The organism is Planococcus sp. 11815 (assembly GCF_051096385.1).
GTDB lineage: Bacteria > Bacillota > Bacilli > Bacillales_A > Planococcaceae > Planococcus > Planococcus citreus.
Genome location: NZ_CP096991.1, coordinates 826431 through 840553, shown reverse-complemented (window position 1 = coordinate 840553; position 14123 = coordinate 826431). Strand labels below are relative to the sequence as shown.

Below are 14123 nucleotides of genomic sequence, written 5' to 3'. Positions count from 1 at the left end.
AATGAAAAAAGACATGCGCTACCTGTGCTACCCGTTCATGCGGGAAAGCGCTTCGACGGTCGATTTCGAGATCCGCACCGATTCCTTGACGACACGGATCGGCGAAGCCATCGCGGTCAACGATGTCCCGCAAATCATCGATGATTTGCGCTGCCTGCAGCCGATGGTTTATCACTTGAACGGCTCGGTGCGCGGGAAAATCGCGATTACCGAACAAGACCTCGCCGAGCTCAGCGACTTGTACGACCGCTACGTGGCGGAAGTGAAAGAGGAAATCGGCCAGTTCGTCCTGCCGCAAGGAACCCACGCTGCGTGCATTCTTCACGTCTGCCGCAGCGAAGCGAAAAAGTCCGTCCGCGCCCTGCACCATGTGATGCTTGAGCGCGAAGTGCCGGAGCATTTGATGGACTATGCCAACCTGCTCGCCAATGTCTTTTTTGTCATGGCCGTGTATGCCAATAAGCAGCACGGCGTCGATGAAATCCCATTCGTCAGCAAATCCTATCCAACAAAACGCATGAAGAAAAAGGAGACTCACTCGTGAAAATCAAATCATTTCTCTTACTCAGCATTCCACTCTCTTTAACACTCGGTGCTTGCCAAGATGATACTGCCGAAGTACCGGCAACAGACGAAACAACAGAAGAAACGCCAACTGAAACTGCAAGCGACGCACCGTACACGGTCACCGATGACCGCGGCGAAGAACTCGAATTCGAGCAAGCGCCTGAAACGATCGTGTCGCTCATCCCGAGCAACACCGAGATCGTCTTTGCACTCGATTCCGGCGATCAATTGGTCGGCGTTACCGACTATGACAACTACCCGGAAGCGGCACAGGACATCGAACGCGTCAGTGATTCCGTGGAATTCAATGCCGAGAAAATCATCCAGCTCGACCCGGATGTCGTTTTGGCTTATTCAACCGGCGAGGCACCGCCTGCCCTTTCCCAACTTGAAGATGCCGACATTCCGGTATTCGTTATCGAATCGGCTACTTCATTCGATGAAGTATACGGCGATATCGAACAAATCGCCTCTGTTCTTGCCAAGGAAGAAAAAGGCGCTGAAGTGATCGAAGGCATCCAAACGCAAATCGAAGATGTCCAAGAACGCCTTGCAGCGGTCGAAGAGCAAAAAGAAGTGTACGTGGAAATCAGCCCGTCTCCAGAAATCTACACAACCGGCAAATCGACGTTCATGCAGGAAATCCTTGACCACGCCCAAGTAACCAATGCCTTTGAAGATCTTGAAGGATGGCCGAGTATCTCCGAAGAAGAAGTCATCACCCGCGATCCCGAAGTCATCTTGACGACCGTTTCTTACGTCGAAGATGCGGTCGGCGATATCGAAGCACGCGACAGCTGGTCTGCCGTAGAGGCAATCGAAAACGACGAAGTGCACTTCATCGATTCCGACATCACTTCCCGCCCTGGACCGCGCATCGGCGAAGCGGTGCAGTTGGTGGCGGAAACGGTGTATCCTGAATTAATGGAATAGATCTATTCATTTGTACTTCAGTCAATAAGAGCAGGCATGTTTTAAGCTATGGCAGTGTTTATCAATTTCCGAGTAATAACGGCACGAGTGCTGCTCTCCCTCTATTTCAGAGGCAATGAATAATCTATTCATCAATAAAAAAACGCAACCGATCAAACCGGTTGCGTCTTTTTCTATTCATAATCCTGCTTCATCACGGATGTCCTGTTCGGTGATCGACCCGCCTTTCCCAGTGCCTTTGACATCTTCAAGTTTAACGCCCAGTTCTTTGGCTAGATGGCGCAGTCTCGGCGATACGCGGGTAAAGCTCGCGGTCTCTTGTGCCGCTTCGTTTTCTTCCGCCTGTTCGAGGTGGACTTTTTCAGAAGCCCCCGTGTTCTCGGCAGCTTGTCCTTTCGGATCGATAACTGCAAGCAATGTGCCGGCTTTCGCGGAATCTCCGCGCTTCACGTGAATCTTCTTCACCGTTCCGCTCGTTTCGGCACGAATTTCTGACACCGCTTTTTCCGTTTGCACTTCACACAACACGGCGCCTTCTTTGACGTAATCTCCCTCGTCCACGAACCACAGGACAATCAAGCTCTCATCGGTATCTTCAGACAGCTTCGGCAAAGTCACATCATGCATCCAATCGCCTCCTCTTACGCTTCATCCATCATCTGTTTGACTGTCTCGACGATTTTATCCGGTCCCGGCAAGACGAAATCTTCGAGCACATGGCTGTACGGAATCGGCACATCCGGAATTGCCAATCGCTTGATCGGCGCTTCGAGTTCATAAAGCGCTTCTTCTGAGACGATCGCCGCGATTTCAGCAGTCATGCCATACGAACGGTAATCTTCATCGACGACGACCAGCCGATGCGTTTTCTTCACTGAATTGAGGATCGTGTCTTTATCGATCGGCGCCAAGGATCGCAGGTCGATGACTTCCGCTTCGATGCCATCTTGTGCGAGTCGCTCTGCCGCTTCCATCGCATAATGCGTCATCATCTGGATGCCGACGATGGTTACGTCTTTCCCTTCCCGCATGACATTCGCCTTGTCGAGCGGCACGGTATACGATTCTTCCGGCACATGGCCGACCGCATAATCGAGCTGGTCCATCCAGCCGAGTCCTTGAAGCGATTTATGGAACATGAACACAACCGGATTGTCGTCACGGATCGCGGACGTCATCATGCCTTTTAAGTCATACGGTGTACTCGGCGCGACCACTTTCATCCCCGGCATATGCGCGAACGTCGCATACAAAGTTTGCGAGTGCTGCGCAGCATCGCTATAGCCGCCGCCGACCGCCGTCATGAGCACCATCGGCAAGCGCACATTGCCGCCGGACATGTACGGGATTTTCGCCATATGGTTGTAGATCTGGTCCATGCAGACGCCGAAGAAATCGACGAACATCAATTCCGCAATCGGCCGCATGCCTTCTGCCGCCGTTCCGATTGCCGCTCCGATGAACGCTGTCTCGGAAATCGGCGTATCAAGCACGCGCTCCGGCCCGAACTGTTCCATCAAGCCTTGCGTCGAACCGAAAATCCCGCCGTATTTTCCGATATCCTCCCCGAGCACGAATACGTTTTGATTGTTCTCCATCTCCTGGGCAATCGCTTCCGCCATCGCTTTATTGCCCGTCAGCATTCTTTTTTTCGCTGTCTCCATTTCGGAATCTCTCCTTTTCGGCTTAAGATGTAAAGACATCGTCCAATGCGGCTTCAGGTTTTGGATAGTCGCTTTCGCGTGCGAATTGATAAGCATCATCGACTTCTTTTTTGGCGCGTGATTCGATCTCTTCCAGTTCCGCTTCAGTTACTTGTTCGGCCTCCAATAGCTGCTGGCGCAGTTTCATGATCGGGTCGCGCGCCCGCAGTCCCGGCACTTCTTGTTTGTCGCGGTACAATTCCGGGTCGCCCTGGAAATGGCCGAGGAAGCGGAAAGTCTCGATTTCGATGATTGTCGGGCCTTGGCCGTTGCGCGCCCGATTGACCGCTTCTTCAGACGCCTTGTACATCGCGATCGGATCATTATCTTTTACATAAGCCCCCGCTACGCCATACGCCGAAGCGCGCAGGTCATTCGATTCGACAGAAGTCGACGCCGTTTTTGGAACCGAAATGCCGTACGAATTGTCTTCGACGACGATGATGAGCGGCAAATTCCACAGCGCCGCTAAGTTCAGCGATTCGTGAAACGCGCCGGCATTCGCTGCGCCTTCTCCGATAAACGCGACGGCAACCCAGTCTTTCCCTTTCATCTTACTAGCCATTGCCGCGCCGACTGCATGAGGAATGCCAGCTGCCACGATGCCGCCGCACGAAAACTTCACTTCCGGATCGAACAAATGCATATGGCCGCCTTTGCCTTTTCCGAGCCCCGACTCCTTGCCGAAAATCTCCGCCGTCATTTTTTTCAGATCGACGCCTTTGGCAATCGCGTGATGGTGTGGGCGGTGAGGTGCGGTCACCGTATCGTCTTTCGTCAAATGCACCATCATGCCTGCGGCGGCAGGTTCCTGTCCGGTCGCGAGATGCATTTCACCTGGCACGGGGCCTTCACCGATATTGAACACCGGTGACTTGCCTTCCGTATACGCCTCCACCATCTGGTCTTCGTAATAGCGGATCTTGACCATTTGCTCGTACATCCACATCAGCTTGTCGACGGATACAGAAGGCTGTTTTTCTTCGAACTTAGTCACTGCTACTCCTCCTTTTTTACTCCATAAATTCGGATGGCGTGCGACAAATTCCATAGGCCTAAACACTCTCAGTGTACTCTTCTTCAATAAGTATTTCAATATTCTGATAATAAAAGACTAGAGAATTTACAAATCCACTGATTTCCTTATTTAATGGAACAAACTTTTACAAACTAATTAAAAATGCAGCTACTCATCCTTCCCTTTCAAATTTGTAATATCGCTAAACAACAATTATTTATTGATAAACGATAAATAAGTCGCTATACTTTAAGTATTAACAAGCAAAGAGGTGGGTTTTATGAAACGGGAGACTTTGTTTTTAAAAGTGGTGTTGTTCCTCATGGCGCTGCCGGTCATCGCGTTGTGCATCTTCGTGGTGCTGCCACTTTCGAGCATTATCCAGGACGGGCCGGACCAGCTGGCATTTCTGCAGTATGTCTTTATCTTCATGCTCTACGCAACCGCGGTCGCTTATTTCCTGGCGCTGTACCAGACGTTTAAATTATTGAGTTTCATCGATGACAACACCGCCTTTTCTGTGCGCTCAGTGAAGGCAATCAAAAACATCAAGCTGTGTGCCCTTGCGATCACGGGCATCTATTTTCTCGCGATGCCGCTGTTTTACATGATCGCAGAAATCGACGATGCGCCAGGCCTCATTTTGATGGGCGCTGGCATCGGTTTCGCCGCATTCGTCATCGCCGTTTTTGCAGCGGTTTTGCAGAAGCTGCTGACGCACGCCATCGACATCAAATCAGAAAATGATCTTACGGTCTGAGGTGATCTAATGCCAATCGTCATAAATCTCGATGTCATGCTCGCTAAGCGCAAAATGAGCATGACCGAGCTATCCGAAAAAGTCGGCGTCACCATGCCCAATCTGTCCATCCTGAAAAACGGCAAAGCGAAAGCAATCCGTTTCTCGACGCTTGAAGCCATCTGCAAAGTGCTCGACTGCCAGCCAGGCGATGTATTGGAATACCAGGAGGAAGAATAGTCCTGACTTCCTTCGCTTTTTGGAAACAGTAAATTTCAGAGCATCTTGCTCATTCTTCGAAACCAAAGGAGGAAAAGATCTTGCTGACAAAACTGGTCGCTGCATTTAATCTAGCCATGTCGTTAGGCGCGTTTTTTATGGGCATTTCCATGCTGCCGTTCATGGGGATGTTCGTGGAGTTCCCGCCCGAGTGGGTCGGCGTCATGCCTTTTACTAGTTGGCCTGCTTTAGCTATTTATGGAATGGTTGTCTTTGGAATCGGAAACGCTGTGGCAGCAGTTTGCGGATTCACTAAGAAAACGCGGACATGTTTTGTCGCTACTATTAGTTTAGGAATCCTGTTATCGCTGAGCGCGGCGTTGCCGATTGTATTGCTGGGCGACTGGTATTTGCCGCTCGTGTTCTTTTTCTTCCTCAGTTTCATCCAAATAGCACTCGGCTTGTACGGCGTTTTCAGCAAGCACAAAACCGATTCCCAGGCTAGGAAGGGAATCCTTAACCAGTAGAAATATAGAAAAAGGGCTGTCGCTAAGATCATGAAGATGACTTGGCGACAGCCCTTTTGGCTTGCTTAGCATTCACTTTACTGGAGATTTTTCAATATACGTCAAGGTTTTCCCGCTCACCCCAAGCAACACCGTCAAAAGAGGCGACAGCAAGCAAAAGAATGCAAACGGCAAATACTCCAATGTCGAAACATCCAACACCGACGCGATGAAAATCCCGCAGACGCTCCACGGCACGAGCGGATTGACGACCGTCCCAGCATCTTCCATGACGCGGCTCAAGTTCTTTCCGGCCAGTCCGACTTTTCCGTACGATTCACTGAACGCTTGTCCCGTCAGCAAGATCGATAAGTATTGTTCCCCGACGAGGATGTTCGTGCCGATCGCCGTCAAGGCGGATGCGACGATGACAGATGACACTTTTTTCAGCAGGCTTTCGATTTTCGCCAGCAAACTTTGAATGATGCCGAGTTTGAATAATAATCCGCCCATGCTGAGTGCGAGGAGCACTAAAGCGATGGTGAAGAACATGCTTTCCATGCCGCCCCGTGAAAGCAGTGCATCGATTTCGTCAATGCCGGTCGATGATTCGTAGCCGCCGAACAGGATGCCAAGCATCGACGAGGCTTGCAGGCTCTGGTGGAACAAGGAAACGACAAGCGCTACCGCTGAACTAGCAGCCAAAGTCAAAACCGCGGGTACTTTGAATACCGTCAAGGCGATCAAGACGACGAGCGGCGCCATGGCGTACCAATGAATCAACCCCGTCTCAAGCAAGCCTTCCTTGAACAAGGCGATGTCTTCTGTATGGTCCAAGGTAACCGACGGCGATAACAGACCGAAGAAGATCAGCGTCAGGACAAAGGCAGGAATCGTTGTCCATCCCATATTGCGGATGTGTTCGAAGAGATCGACACCGACAATGGAAGCAGCCAAGTTGGTCGTATCCGATAACGGCGACATCTTGTCCCCAAAAAAGGCACCCGAAACGATTGCGCCTGCCGTGATCGCCAGCGACAAATCCAGCGCTCCGGCGATACCGATCAAAGCAACACCTACCGTCGCCACTGTCGTCAAGGAACTGCCGACAGACAGCCCGATGATCGCCGTGACGATAAAGACCACTGCAAAGAAAAACACAGGCGTCACCAGGCTGAACCCGGCATAGATCAAGGTCGGGATCGTCCCGCTCATCATCCAACTGCTGATAAGAATGCCGATGAAGAAGAACAAAAATACGGCGCCCATTCCTGCGCCCGCGCCTTCGATCAAGCCCCGCTCCAGTTCACGGTACGATAATTTTTTAGCCAGCCCGTAGCACATCAACAATAAGATCGCCAGTAAGATCGGCACATGCGGAGCCGCTTCGAATCCGATGATGCTGACGCTGATGATCGCGACGACCAGTGCGACGAGGGCTGCCGCTTCTTTTGTACCCGGTGATAAAATCGCTTTAATATGAAACATGTCCAGTTCCTCCTGTATTGTGAAAATAAAAAAAGAAAACCACTCATCCCTAAAAAAGGGACGAAGGTTTTCTCCGCGTTACCACCCTAGTTGATGTTCCACTCCAGAACATCCACTCAATTGACCGTTGAAACTACAGATGGCGTAATTCACCCCGATTGCTGCCTGGACTTCCACCGACCGTCCAGTCTCTTTGTGCTGCGCGCAATGAGCCTACTCATTCATCATTCAATATTAGTCGTTGCTTTTTGCAATTGCCTTAAATCTTAGCATCTCCCCGGGAGAAGTCAAGCGGCTTGTTGCGGTTGGACATTAAAATATCATTTTCGTTGATTTTGCTTCTCCAGCATCCGTTTGAGGATTCGGATCTGCCCCCGGTGGCTCGTTTCATCTTCCACGACATGAAACCAGAGAAAATACTTATTATAGACGACTCCGTTATCATACTGACCTTCTTCGTATAACCAGCTGTCGTCGACATTTTCCATAAGTGACAGTGTGTGGTCCCGGACCTTTTTTAATTCAGCCAAGTAATAATCAAGCGGCTGGTCGCGAATTTCATTTCTTGCCCTGTCCCCCAGTTCAAGCGGGACGAGCCATTGATCGAGCTCCCGCTCCGTCAAGTCACGGTTTTCGAATGCGATGACCTGGTGGACAAATTCAATTGCCGCTATATGCATCAAGAGCGCCCCAATCGAATTTGCATGCCCGTCAGCCAAATAATCAAGCTCTTCGACAGACAAACCTTCTACATCTGCCAAGGTAACTGAGCGCGTATAGTCAAGGATCGACACAAGTTCACCGACTTTCGGTGAGAATCCCGTTTTTTCTGTGATTCGGTAGTCCATCCTTTTTTCCCTCCAATACAAAAAGAAAATTCTTAAAGGAAATTGAAATTATTTTTTCTATATGATAATTATGTACTTTTACTCAATACCTAATCCCTCTAAGTTACTTTTTAAGACACCTATAAATTGATTACAAAAATATATTTTTTCACTTATACAAGCACTTATTGTATTAAATTTTATAGAGTAGTTTCTTCATTTCAATAAATATGGCAAAAAAAACTTACCATCATATTACTCTTAAAAATGACTTATATTGAAGAATTGTTAATTATTGAGTCTATTCTATTTCTAACGTCATTAATTCCTTGCCACACTCTCTCTAAGTCTTCATAGATGTCCCCAACCTGGTCTTCGTTAAAGATATCCGCATGTAAATTAACTACTCTTACAATATCTTTTAAATGCGAAATTTTCCTTCCCAATTTCCCTGGTACTTCCTCCATATATTCAACCGAAACTTTAGATAGCAAGTCAGGATCTAATATTAAAGTTTCAATCTTTGATATAGGTCCATTAAACTCATTGATTCCACGAACTAAAACTTCGGGACTGACACTTTTTCGTTTAAAAGGACTAATTACAAAATTATAGCTTACAAAAAAATCTTCAAGTACGTAGTCAATAATTCTTAAAGCATTATTATTAGTCTCAATTCTAATTCTTTCCGCTTCTATTTCAGAATGCTCAATTTGTTGATTTACTGACTTCAAAGTATATCTACCTGCTAAAAAAGCTCCAGATCCAGCTCCTAAAAGTGTGAACCCTCCTATGATTACTGATTCTAAAAGCCACTGAGGAAATATATTAAACCCTTCTGTTATTAAAGTAAGCACTAAAGATATGATAATTATTATTAAAGCTCCGACTACTGTATATATAACTAGGTTTGTTCTTTTCGAGTTATTCGTCATGATTCACCTTATTCCTAGTTCTTAGCTTTCCACTTCTAATTTTTGCTTCCTTCCAAGCGTTTTCCATTTTTTCTTTATTATACGGCAATCCCAATTCTTTTTTGTAGAAATTGAAATTATACTCTAAATGGTTAAGTAAATGCTTATCTTCATCAATAAACTTCGGCTGATACGCCCCCGAATTTATTAAGTAATACTCTTCAATTAAAATTTGGTGAATTAAAACCAAATCAGGATCTACAAACTGATAATTATCTTTAATTATTTTATCAGTTACGTGAAATCCTTCATAACTCAATCCCATATAACCATCTAGTGGATGATAAGCTTTATTAATCTCTTTGATTAGGGGCATATATAATTTTTGTAATATCTCAACTTTATAAGAATTAGCCTGTAGTCTAGTCTCTTTTCTAATTAAGAAGTGATAATTAAAGAAACTCGTTATAACTATTGTTATAGATGAACTTACTAACGCTATTATTATTTCTTTCATCTTTGCAACTTCCTATCTTTTTCTTCTTATCATTAAAGAAAATTGTTCAAAAACTATTCAATAAAAAATTATTGTTAGACTGCGACTTGCCTCCGCATTTTAACTGTTACTTATATGATATTAACATATTTTTATTTTCAAAATAGATTAATTATTCTATAATTTCAAGTATTACAGAAAGGGGCATAAATAAACATGGACAACATTCACGATATTTATAAGGGGTTTGACTTCCATTCTTTGAAAGGAAGAACTATAGACTTCTCTACTTTTGGCAATATTGTTTCTACTGACGAAATTGATGATTTTAAAGAAGTTTTGGATAGGAATGAAATAGCATTTAATGTACATGATAAAGAAGGAAAATTTTTAGCTTTAGATGCAGAATTTTTCACTACAGTCACTTTAGTACTACACTCCCAAGTAGTTAATTCATTAGTTTTAGGGGTAAGCTCTAGTGCAGTTTGGGAGGCAATTAAACACTTCAGTAAAAAAACTCAAAAAAATACATGTGATGAGAAATACACATCTTATACTGCAAATGGCGCTTCAGAAAAAGATATTACTTTTAGTATTAATGCAAAAGTTAATAATAATGAATATGTTTTTCACCTCAGTAAAGTACCACTTCAACAAGCTGACACTGCCTTAGATAAAATTTTAGAATTTTTAAGCGAACAAGATAAGAGTGATAGCTTTTCACAAACTCATATTGTGAAATATAGTGACTCTAATAGTGAGTGGATTTCAAAAGAGTTAGGTGAATTAATAGATGAAAAAAAACAGTTAGAAGAGGAGAAAAAGTAATGTAAAAAAATTCTTAAAGAAAATGTGTAGGACCTTATTATTCACAAATCTAAACTGAGACTTTTAATAAAAGCCTAATCAAACATTGCAAAATTAACACTAAAAAGCTCCCAGGCCATATCCGGCCTGGGAGCTTGCTGTTCTTTATACTTTCGCGTCAACTTTGACCATGCCATAAGACGTGATGGCGTTCCACATCGTTTCCGGGATGTCGAGTTTGCCGACCAGTTCTTGCGGGATCGTTTCGTTGATGTCTGTTTCGTTTCCTTGCTTCACTTTCTCGGTCCATTCCGGGTCGACCAGTGCTTGGCGGCCCATGACGATGATGTCCGCACCTTCTTCAAGCGCAGCTACCGCATGTTCAGGCTGCGTGACGCCGCCGACTACAACAAATGCGACGCGACCATCGATTTGTTTCGACAGGATTTGAACGATGCTGTCCCCATTTTCCATGCCGCGTGGCGCTTTTTTGAATTCCATGAGCGATACGTGGATATAATGGATCCCGCCTTCGATCAAACGCTCAACCAATTGTTGCGTTTCTTTGATCGTATAGCCAACGGAATCTGCATTGTTTTCTTCTGGTGACAAACGGTAGCCGATGATGAAGCTGTCGTCTGCATGTTTCGCAGCCACTTGCTTCACTTCATCCAAGACCGCCAAACCGAATTTCAAACGGTTCTCCAGGCTGCCGCCCCACTCGTCTTCACGCTGGTTGTAAGTGGCAGAGACGAATTGCTGGATCAAATACGTATTGGCGCCGTGGATTTCCACACCGTCAAATCCGGCTTCGATTGCGCGGCGCGTCGTTTCACCGAAATCGCGGATGATGTCGGTGATTTCTTCTCCCGTCAAAGCGCGCGGTGTCGGCTTGTCCGCAGATTCCGCGATGGCACTCGGTGCGACCGTTTCACCCGCTTCGATCAAATCCGGCTGGCCTTGGCGACCGCCGTGCTGCATTTGCAGGATGGCTTTGCTGCCTTGTGATTTCATTTCAGTCGCGAGTTGCTTTAAGCGCGGCATGACGTCGTCTTTAAATGCGACGAATTGGTTCGGAAAAGCGATGCCGTTTTCCGAAACTGCGATGCAGGCAGAGACGAATAGGCTGCCGAGACCTGCGCGGCGCTGGTAATACGAAAGTTCTGCATCTGAGACAGTGCCGTCCGGATTTCCTGAATAGGTCGTCATCGGTGCGACGCCTAAACGGTCAGACAGGACGACGCCGTTTGGCAACGTGATTTCTTCGAATAATGGTTTGTATTGCGGGTTCATTTAATTACCTCTTCCTTTGAATTAAAGTTAGTTATATTAAAATATCATAGCCTTAGGACAACTACAACAATACGAGCTTGGCAAGCTGGAAATTTTACTTCCTTTCTTTGGGAGTGGTACGCTCTTCTATGCAAACTTATTCCAAGGAGGAATCTACATGACCCCAAACACATACAAAGAAATCCAATTGGCGAACCGCCCAGAAGGCACGCCGACTGACAGCGACTTTAATTTTGTCGAAAAAGACATCCCGACAATCGGCACGAATGAATTATTGCTGAAAACTTTATATCTTTCCGTCGACCCGTATATGCGCGGCCGCATGAAAGACCAGAAATCCTATGTGGCACCGTTCGAATTGAACAAAGCAATTTCAGGAGGAGTGCTCGCTGAAGTCATCGAGTCGAATTCCAATGATTTCAAACAAGGCGATATCGTTACTGGCACGTTGGACTGGGCACAGTATAATGTGGCGGATGCGAAATCAGTGCAAAAAGTCGATCCATCCATTGCACCCATTACGACCCGTCTCGGCATACTCGGCTTGACTGGCCTAACAGCCTACTTCGGCCTGCTCGATATCGGCAAGCCGCAACAAGGCGAAACGGTCGTCGTCTCAGGCGCAGCAGGAGCTGTCGGTTCAGTCGTCGGGCAGATCGCCAAACTGAAAGGCGCACACGTCGTCGGCATCGCCGGTTCACAGGATAAGATCGACCACCTGATCAACGAACTTGGATTCGACGCAGCCGTAAACTATAAAGACGATAACTTCAAAGAAGCATTCAAAAAAGCCATCCCGAACGGCGTTGACGTCTATTTCGACAATGTCGGCGGCGAAGTATCGGACGCGGTCATTTTTGAAATCAACCGCAACGCACGCGTCGTGTTGTGCGGCGCCATCTCTGCTTACAACAACCCAGAAGGAGATATCGGCCCGCGCATCCAGTGGAAATTCATCACGACGAGCTCGATGATGAAAGGCTTCACGCTCGGCGATTACGCGCATGATTTCAAAACCGGCGCACAGGATCTCGGCAAATGGCTGCAAGAAGGCAAGCTGAAATACGAAGAAACGATCGTAGAAGGCTTCGAGAAAACACCGGAAGCATTCCTTGGCTTGTTCGAAGGCAGCAACCTCGGCAAGCAATTGGTGAAAGTGGCTGACCCAGAGTTCGCTAAACTGTAAATCTCACTTTCTTCTATAGAAATACAAAAGCTGAAGCGGGAACCTGAATGGGTTCCTGCTTCAGCTTTTTTTCATATTACGCCGTCTTCTTCTCAGCGACTTCCCCTGAATAGGCGGCATGGTAGATTGCGTAAATATCTTCTCTTTCAAGCGGCATCGGGCTTCTCGCCAAGATTCTTGTTTGCTTGATGCCATCGTCCGCCAAGCTGTCCAAGGCGTCTTCCCCAATATCGAAGCCTTTCAGCGACACGGGAATATTCACATCGGCGACGAGTTTTTTCAACTCCTCGACGCATGTATAGGAAGCTTGTTGGTCATCCATTTGTGTGATGTTAACGCCCATCGCCTCGACGATGTCCTTCATTCTCTTCTCACAGCTCGGGCGGATATAGCCCATGACATACGGAAGCAAAACAGCATTGGATTCACCGTGCGAGATATGGAACTGACCGCCAAGCGGATACGCCAAGGCGTGTACACCGGCAACGCCGGCGTTGAAAAAGGCCAATCCTGCCAAATAACTGCCGTAGCTCATATTCGTGCGCGCTTCTTTGTTTTCCCCGTCTTCTACTGCTGTGCGTATCGACCCGCTGATCAAGCGGATCGCCTGCAACGCCAGGCCGTCTGTTACCGGGTTGGCATTTTTCGATACATACGCCTCCACCGCATGCGTCAACGCGTCGATGCCTGTTGCAGCTGTCACTTTCGGCGGCAAGGAAATAGTCAATTCCGGGTCGACAATCGCCACATCGGGCAATAAATAATCATGAGTGACCACATCTTTCGAGGATTCCAGCGACAATACGGCAATATTGGTCACTTCGGAACCCGTTCCGGAAGTCGTCGGAATTAAAATTTTCGGGATGCCTTTATCCGTCAAGGAACGCTTGCCCGTCAAGTTCAAATAGTCGGCCACTTTCCCTTCATGTGTCGCCAGGACGCCTGCTAATTTTGCCAGGTCCAAGGCACTGCCGCCGCCCAGGCCGATGACTAAATCGAATTTATTTTCTTTCGTATAAGCAACCAATTTTTCACCGACTTCAAGTGGCGGCTCCGGCACGACTTCTGTGTAGATGCTCGTCTTCCACCCTTCTGCTTCGAGCGGTTCGACGATTTTTTGCGTCATCCCGAGCTCTTCCAGAAATGGGTCGGTGACGATGAGGATATTGCTCGCGTTCAGGCGTTCCGCTTCGCTCGTTAATTGCTCCAATGCGCCCCAGCCGGTATAGCTGATCGGCATGAATGTAAGTTTGCTCGACACATCATCCACTCCACTTCTCTTTTACTCAATATAAGATTTATGTACTCCAGCCCATCAAACTACAATCTTCAATCGTTTATTTTCTCACCTCTTAATTGTAAGTATAAATATTGTAAAATTCAATCTATTAAAGATACACAAAACCCGCTGTCCCTTTCCAGGACAG

At 46.9% G+C, this 14123-nt stretch carries 16 protein-coding genes; 7 read left to right on the top strand and 9 right to left on the bottom strand.

Annotation, left to right across the window (positions count from 1 at the left end; all coding sequences use genetic code 11):
• Position 1: 1 nt before the first annotated feature.
• Complete coding sequence (locus M1Q06_RS04255; RefSeq protein WP_434401850.1) at positions 2 to 544, top strand: hypothetical protein; 543 nt, start codon at positions 2 to 4, stop codon at positions 542 to 544.
• Positions 541 to 1500 carry an ABC transporter substrate-binding protein gene (locus tag M1Q06_RS04250; RefSeq protein ID WP_434401848.1) on the top strand — a complete coding sequence of 320 codons (960 nt, stop codon included), beginning with the start codon at positions 541 to 543 and terminating at the stop codon, positions 1498 to 1500. Before M1Q06_RS04255 ends, M1Q06_RS04250 begins: the two co-directional genes overlap by 4 nt.
• Before the next feature lie 177 nt (positions 1501 to 1677).
• On the opposite strand, the gene M1Q06_RS04245 is transcribed toward M1Q06_RS04250, so the two are convergent.
• From M1Q06_RS04245 to M1Q06_RS04235, 3 genes are read right to left on the bottom strand one after another with little or no spacing between them, the layout of a single operon-like run.
• Positions 1678 to 2127 carry a biotin/lipoyl-containing protein gene (locus tag M1Q06_RS04245; protein WP_121300516.1) on the bottom strand — a complete coding sequence of 150 codons (450 nt, stop codon included), beginning with the start codon at positions 2125 to 2127 and terminating at the stop codon, positions 1678 to 1680.
• A 14-nt stretch (positions 2128 to 2141) separates the two neighbouring features.
• A complete protein-coding gene (locus M1Q06_RS04240; RefSeq protein ID WP_434401846.1) occupies positions 2142 to 3164 on the bottom strand; it encodes an alpha-ketoacid dehydrogenase subunit beta in 1023 nt (340 codons plus the stop codon).
• Between the two features lie 22 nt (positions 3165 to 3186).
• On the bottom strand, positions 3187 to 4152 hold the full coding sequence (locus M1Q06_RS04235; RefSeq protein WP_434402817.1) for a thiamine pyrophosphate-dependent dehydrogenase E1 component subunit alpha: 966 nt from the start codon (positions 4150 to 4152) through the stop codon (positions 3187 to 3189).
• A gap of 349 nt (positions 4153 to 4501) precedes the next feature.
• Here M1Q06_RS04235 and M1Q06_RS04230 point away from each other — a divergent pair, with 349 nt between their 5' ends.
• From M1Q06_RS04230 to M1Q06_RS04220, 3 genes are all read left to right on the top strand, one after another.
• Positions 4502 to 4981, top strand: coding sequence for a DUF2975 domain-containing protein (locus tag M1Q06_RS04230; protein WP_121300514.1), 480 nt, complete (start codon positions 4502 to 4504; stop codon positions 4979 to 4981).
• Between the two features lie 9 nt (positions 4982 to 4990).
• Positions 4991 to 5200, top strand: a complete 210-nt coding sequence (locus M1Q06_RS04225) for a helix-turn-helix domain-containing protein (RefSeq protein ID WP_121300513.1) — start codon at positions 4991 to 4993, stop codon at positions 5198 to 5200.
• Positions 5201 to 5280: 80 nt separating this feature from the next.
• Complete coding sequence (locus tag M1Q06_RS04220; RefSeq protein WP_121300512.1) at positions 5281 to 5706, top strand: hypothetical protein; 426 nt, start codon at positions 5281 to 5283, stop codon at positions 5704 to 5706.
• Positions 5707 to 5778: 72 nt separating this feature from the next.
• Here M1Q06_RS04220 and nhaC read toward each other — a convergent pair whose 3' ends face one another.
• The 4 genes from nhaC to M1Q06_RS04200 all read right to left on the bottom strand — a co-directional run bounded on the left by nhaC (position 5779) and on the right by M1Q06_RS04200 (position 9431).
• Positions 5779 to 7173: a Na+/H+ antiporter NhaC gene (nhaC, locus tag M1Q06_RS04215; RefSeq protein WP_121300511.1), complete on the bottom strand. Its 1395-nt coding sequence runs from the start codon at positions 7171 to 7173 to the stop codon at positions 5779 to 5781.
• Between the two features lie 320 nt (positions 7174 to 7493).
• Positions 7494 to 8021: a DinB family protein gene (locus M1Q06_RS04210; protein ID WP_434401843.1), complete on the bottom strand. Its 528-nt coding sequence runs from the start codon at positions 8019 to 8021 to the stop codon at positions 7494 to 7496.
• Between the two features lie 251 nt (positions 8022 to 8272).
• Positions 8273 to 8935: a hypothetical protein gene (locus M1Q06_RS04205; protein ID WP_434401840.1), complete on the bottom strand. Its 663-nt coding sequence runs from the start codon at positions 8933 to 8935 to the stop codon at positions 8273 to 8275.
• On the bottom strand, positions 8925 to 9431 hold the full coding sequence (locus M1Q06_RS04200; RefSeq protein ID WP_434401839.1) for a hypothetical protein: 507 nt from the start codon (positions 9429 to 9431) through the stop codon (positions 8925 to 8927). The genes M1Q06_RS04205 and M1Q06_RS04200 overlap by 11 nt, the downstream gene beginning before the upstream one ends.
• Before the next feature lie 195 nt (positions 9432 to 9626).
• Between M1Q06_RS04200 and M1Q06_RS04195 the strand changes: the two genes are divergently transcribed.
• Complete coding sequence (locus tag M1Q06_RS04195; RefSeq protein WP_434401837.1) at positions 9627 to 10238, top strand: hypothetical protein; 612 nt, start codon at positions 9627 to 9629, stop codon at positions 10236 to 10238.
• A gap of 144 nt (positions 10239 to 10382) precedes the next feature.
• On the opposite strand, the gene M1Q06_RS04190 is transcribed toward M1Q06_RS04195, so the two are convergent.
• Positions 10383 to 11510 (bottom strand): NADH-dependent flavin oxidoreductase, encoded by a 1128-nt coding sequence (locus tag M1Q06_RS04190; RefSeq protein WP_434401835.1) that lies wholly within the window; start codon positions 11508 to 11510, stop codon positions 10383 to 10385.
• A 157-nt stretch (positions 11511 to 11667) separates the two neighbouring features.
• Between M1Q06_RS04190 and M1Q06_RS04185 the strand changes: the two genes are divergently transcribed.
• Positions 11668 to 12696, top strand: a complete 1029-nt coding sequence (locus tag M1Q06_RS04185; RefSeq protein ID WP_434401834.1) for an NADP-dependent oxidoreductase — start codon at positions 11668 to 11670, stop codon at positions 12694 to 12696.
• 76 nt (positions 12697 to 12772) lie between these two features.
• On the opposite strand, the gene M1Q06_RS04180 is transcribed toward M1Q06_RS04185, so the two are convergent.
• The gene (locus tag M1Q06_RS04180; protein WP_434402815.1) at positions 12773 to 13936 is read right to left on the bottom strand and encodes an iron-containing alcohol dehydrogenase; all 1164 of its coding nucleotides are present in this window, start codon (positions 13934 to 13936) and stop codon (positions 12773 to 12775) included.
• Between the last annotated feature and the right edge of the window lie 187 nt (positions 13937 to 14123).

Bases quoted from the DNA above. Each gene is read 5' to 3' on its own strand.
- nhaC (WP_121300511.1), bottom strand. From the start codon at position 7,173: ATGTTTCATATTAAAGCGATTTTATCACCGGGTACAAAAGAAGCGGCA.
- M1Q06_RS04190 (WP_434401835.1), bottom strand. From the start codon at position 11,510: ATGAACCCGCAATACAAACCATTATTCGAAGAAATCACGTTGCCAAAC.
- M1Q06_RS04230 (WP_121300514.1), top strand. From the start codon at position 4,502: ATGAAACGGGAGACTTTGTTTTTAAAAGTGGTGTTGTTCCTCATGGCG.
- M1Q06_RS04225 (WP_121300513.1), top strand. From the start codon at position 4,991: ATGCCAATCGTCATAAATCTCGATGTCATGCTCGCTAAGCGCAAAATG.
- M1Q06_RS04180 (WP_434402815.1), bottom strand. From the start codon at position 13,936: ATGCCGATCAGCTATACCGGCTGGGGCGCATTGGAGCAATTAACGAGC.
- M1Q06_RS04255 (WP_434401850.1), top strand. From the start codon at position 2: ATGAAAAAAGACATGCGCTACCTGTGCTACCCGTTCATGCGGGAAAGC.
- M1Q06_RS04185 (WP_434401834.1), top strand. From the start codon at position 11,668: ATGACCCCAAACACATACAAAGAAATCCAATTGGCGAACCGCCCAGAA.
- M1Q06_RS04195 (WP_434401837.1), top strand. From the start codon at position 9,627: ATGGACAACATTCACGATATTTATAAGGGGTTTGACTTCCATTCTTTG.
- M1Q06_RS04235 (WP_434402817.1), bottom strand. From the start codon at position 4,152: ATGTGGATGTACGAGCAAATGGTCAAGATCCGCTATTACGAAGACCAG.
- M1Q06_RS04245 (WP_121300516.1), bottom strand. From the start codon at position 2,127: ATGCATGATGTGACTTTGCCGAAGCTGTCTGAAGATACCGATGAGAGC.
- M1Q06_RS04210 (WP_434401843.1), bottom strand. From the start codon at position 8,021: ATGGACTACCGAATCACAGAAAAAACGGGATTCTCACCGAAAGTCGGT.
- M1Q06_RS04205 (WP_434401840.1), bottom strand. From the start codon at position 8,935: ATGACGAATAACTCGAAAAGAACAAACCTAGTTATATATACAGTAGTC.
- M1Q06_RS04240 (WP_434401846.1), bottom strand. From the start codon at position 3,164: ATGGAGACAGCGAAAAAAAGAATGCTGACGGGCAATAAAGCGATGGCG.
- M1Q06_RS04200 (WP_434401839.1), bottom strand. From the start codon at position 9,431: ATGAAAGAAATAATAATAGCGTTAGTAAGTTCATCTATAACAATAGTT.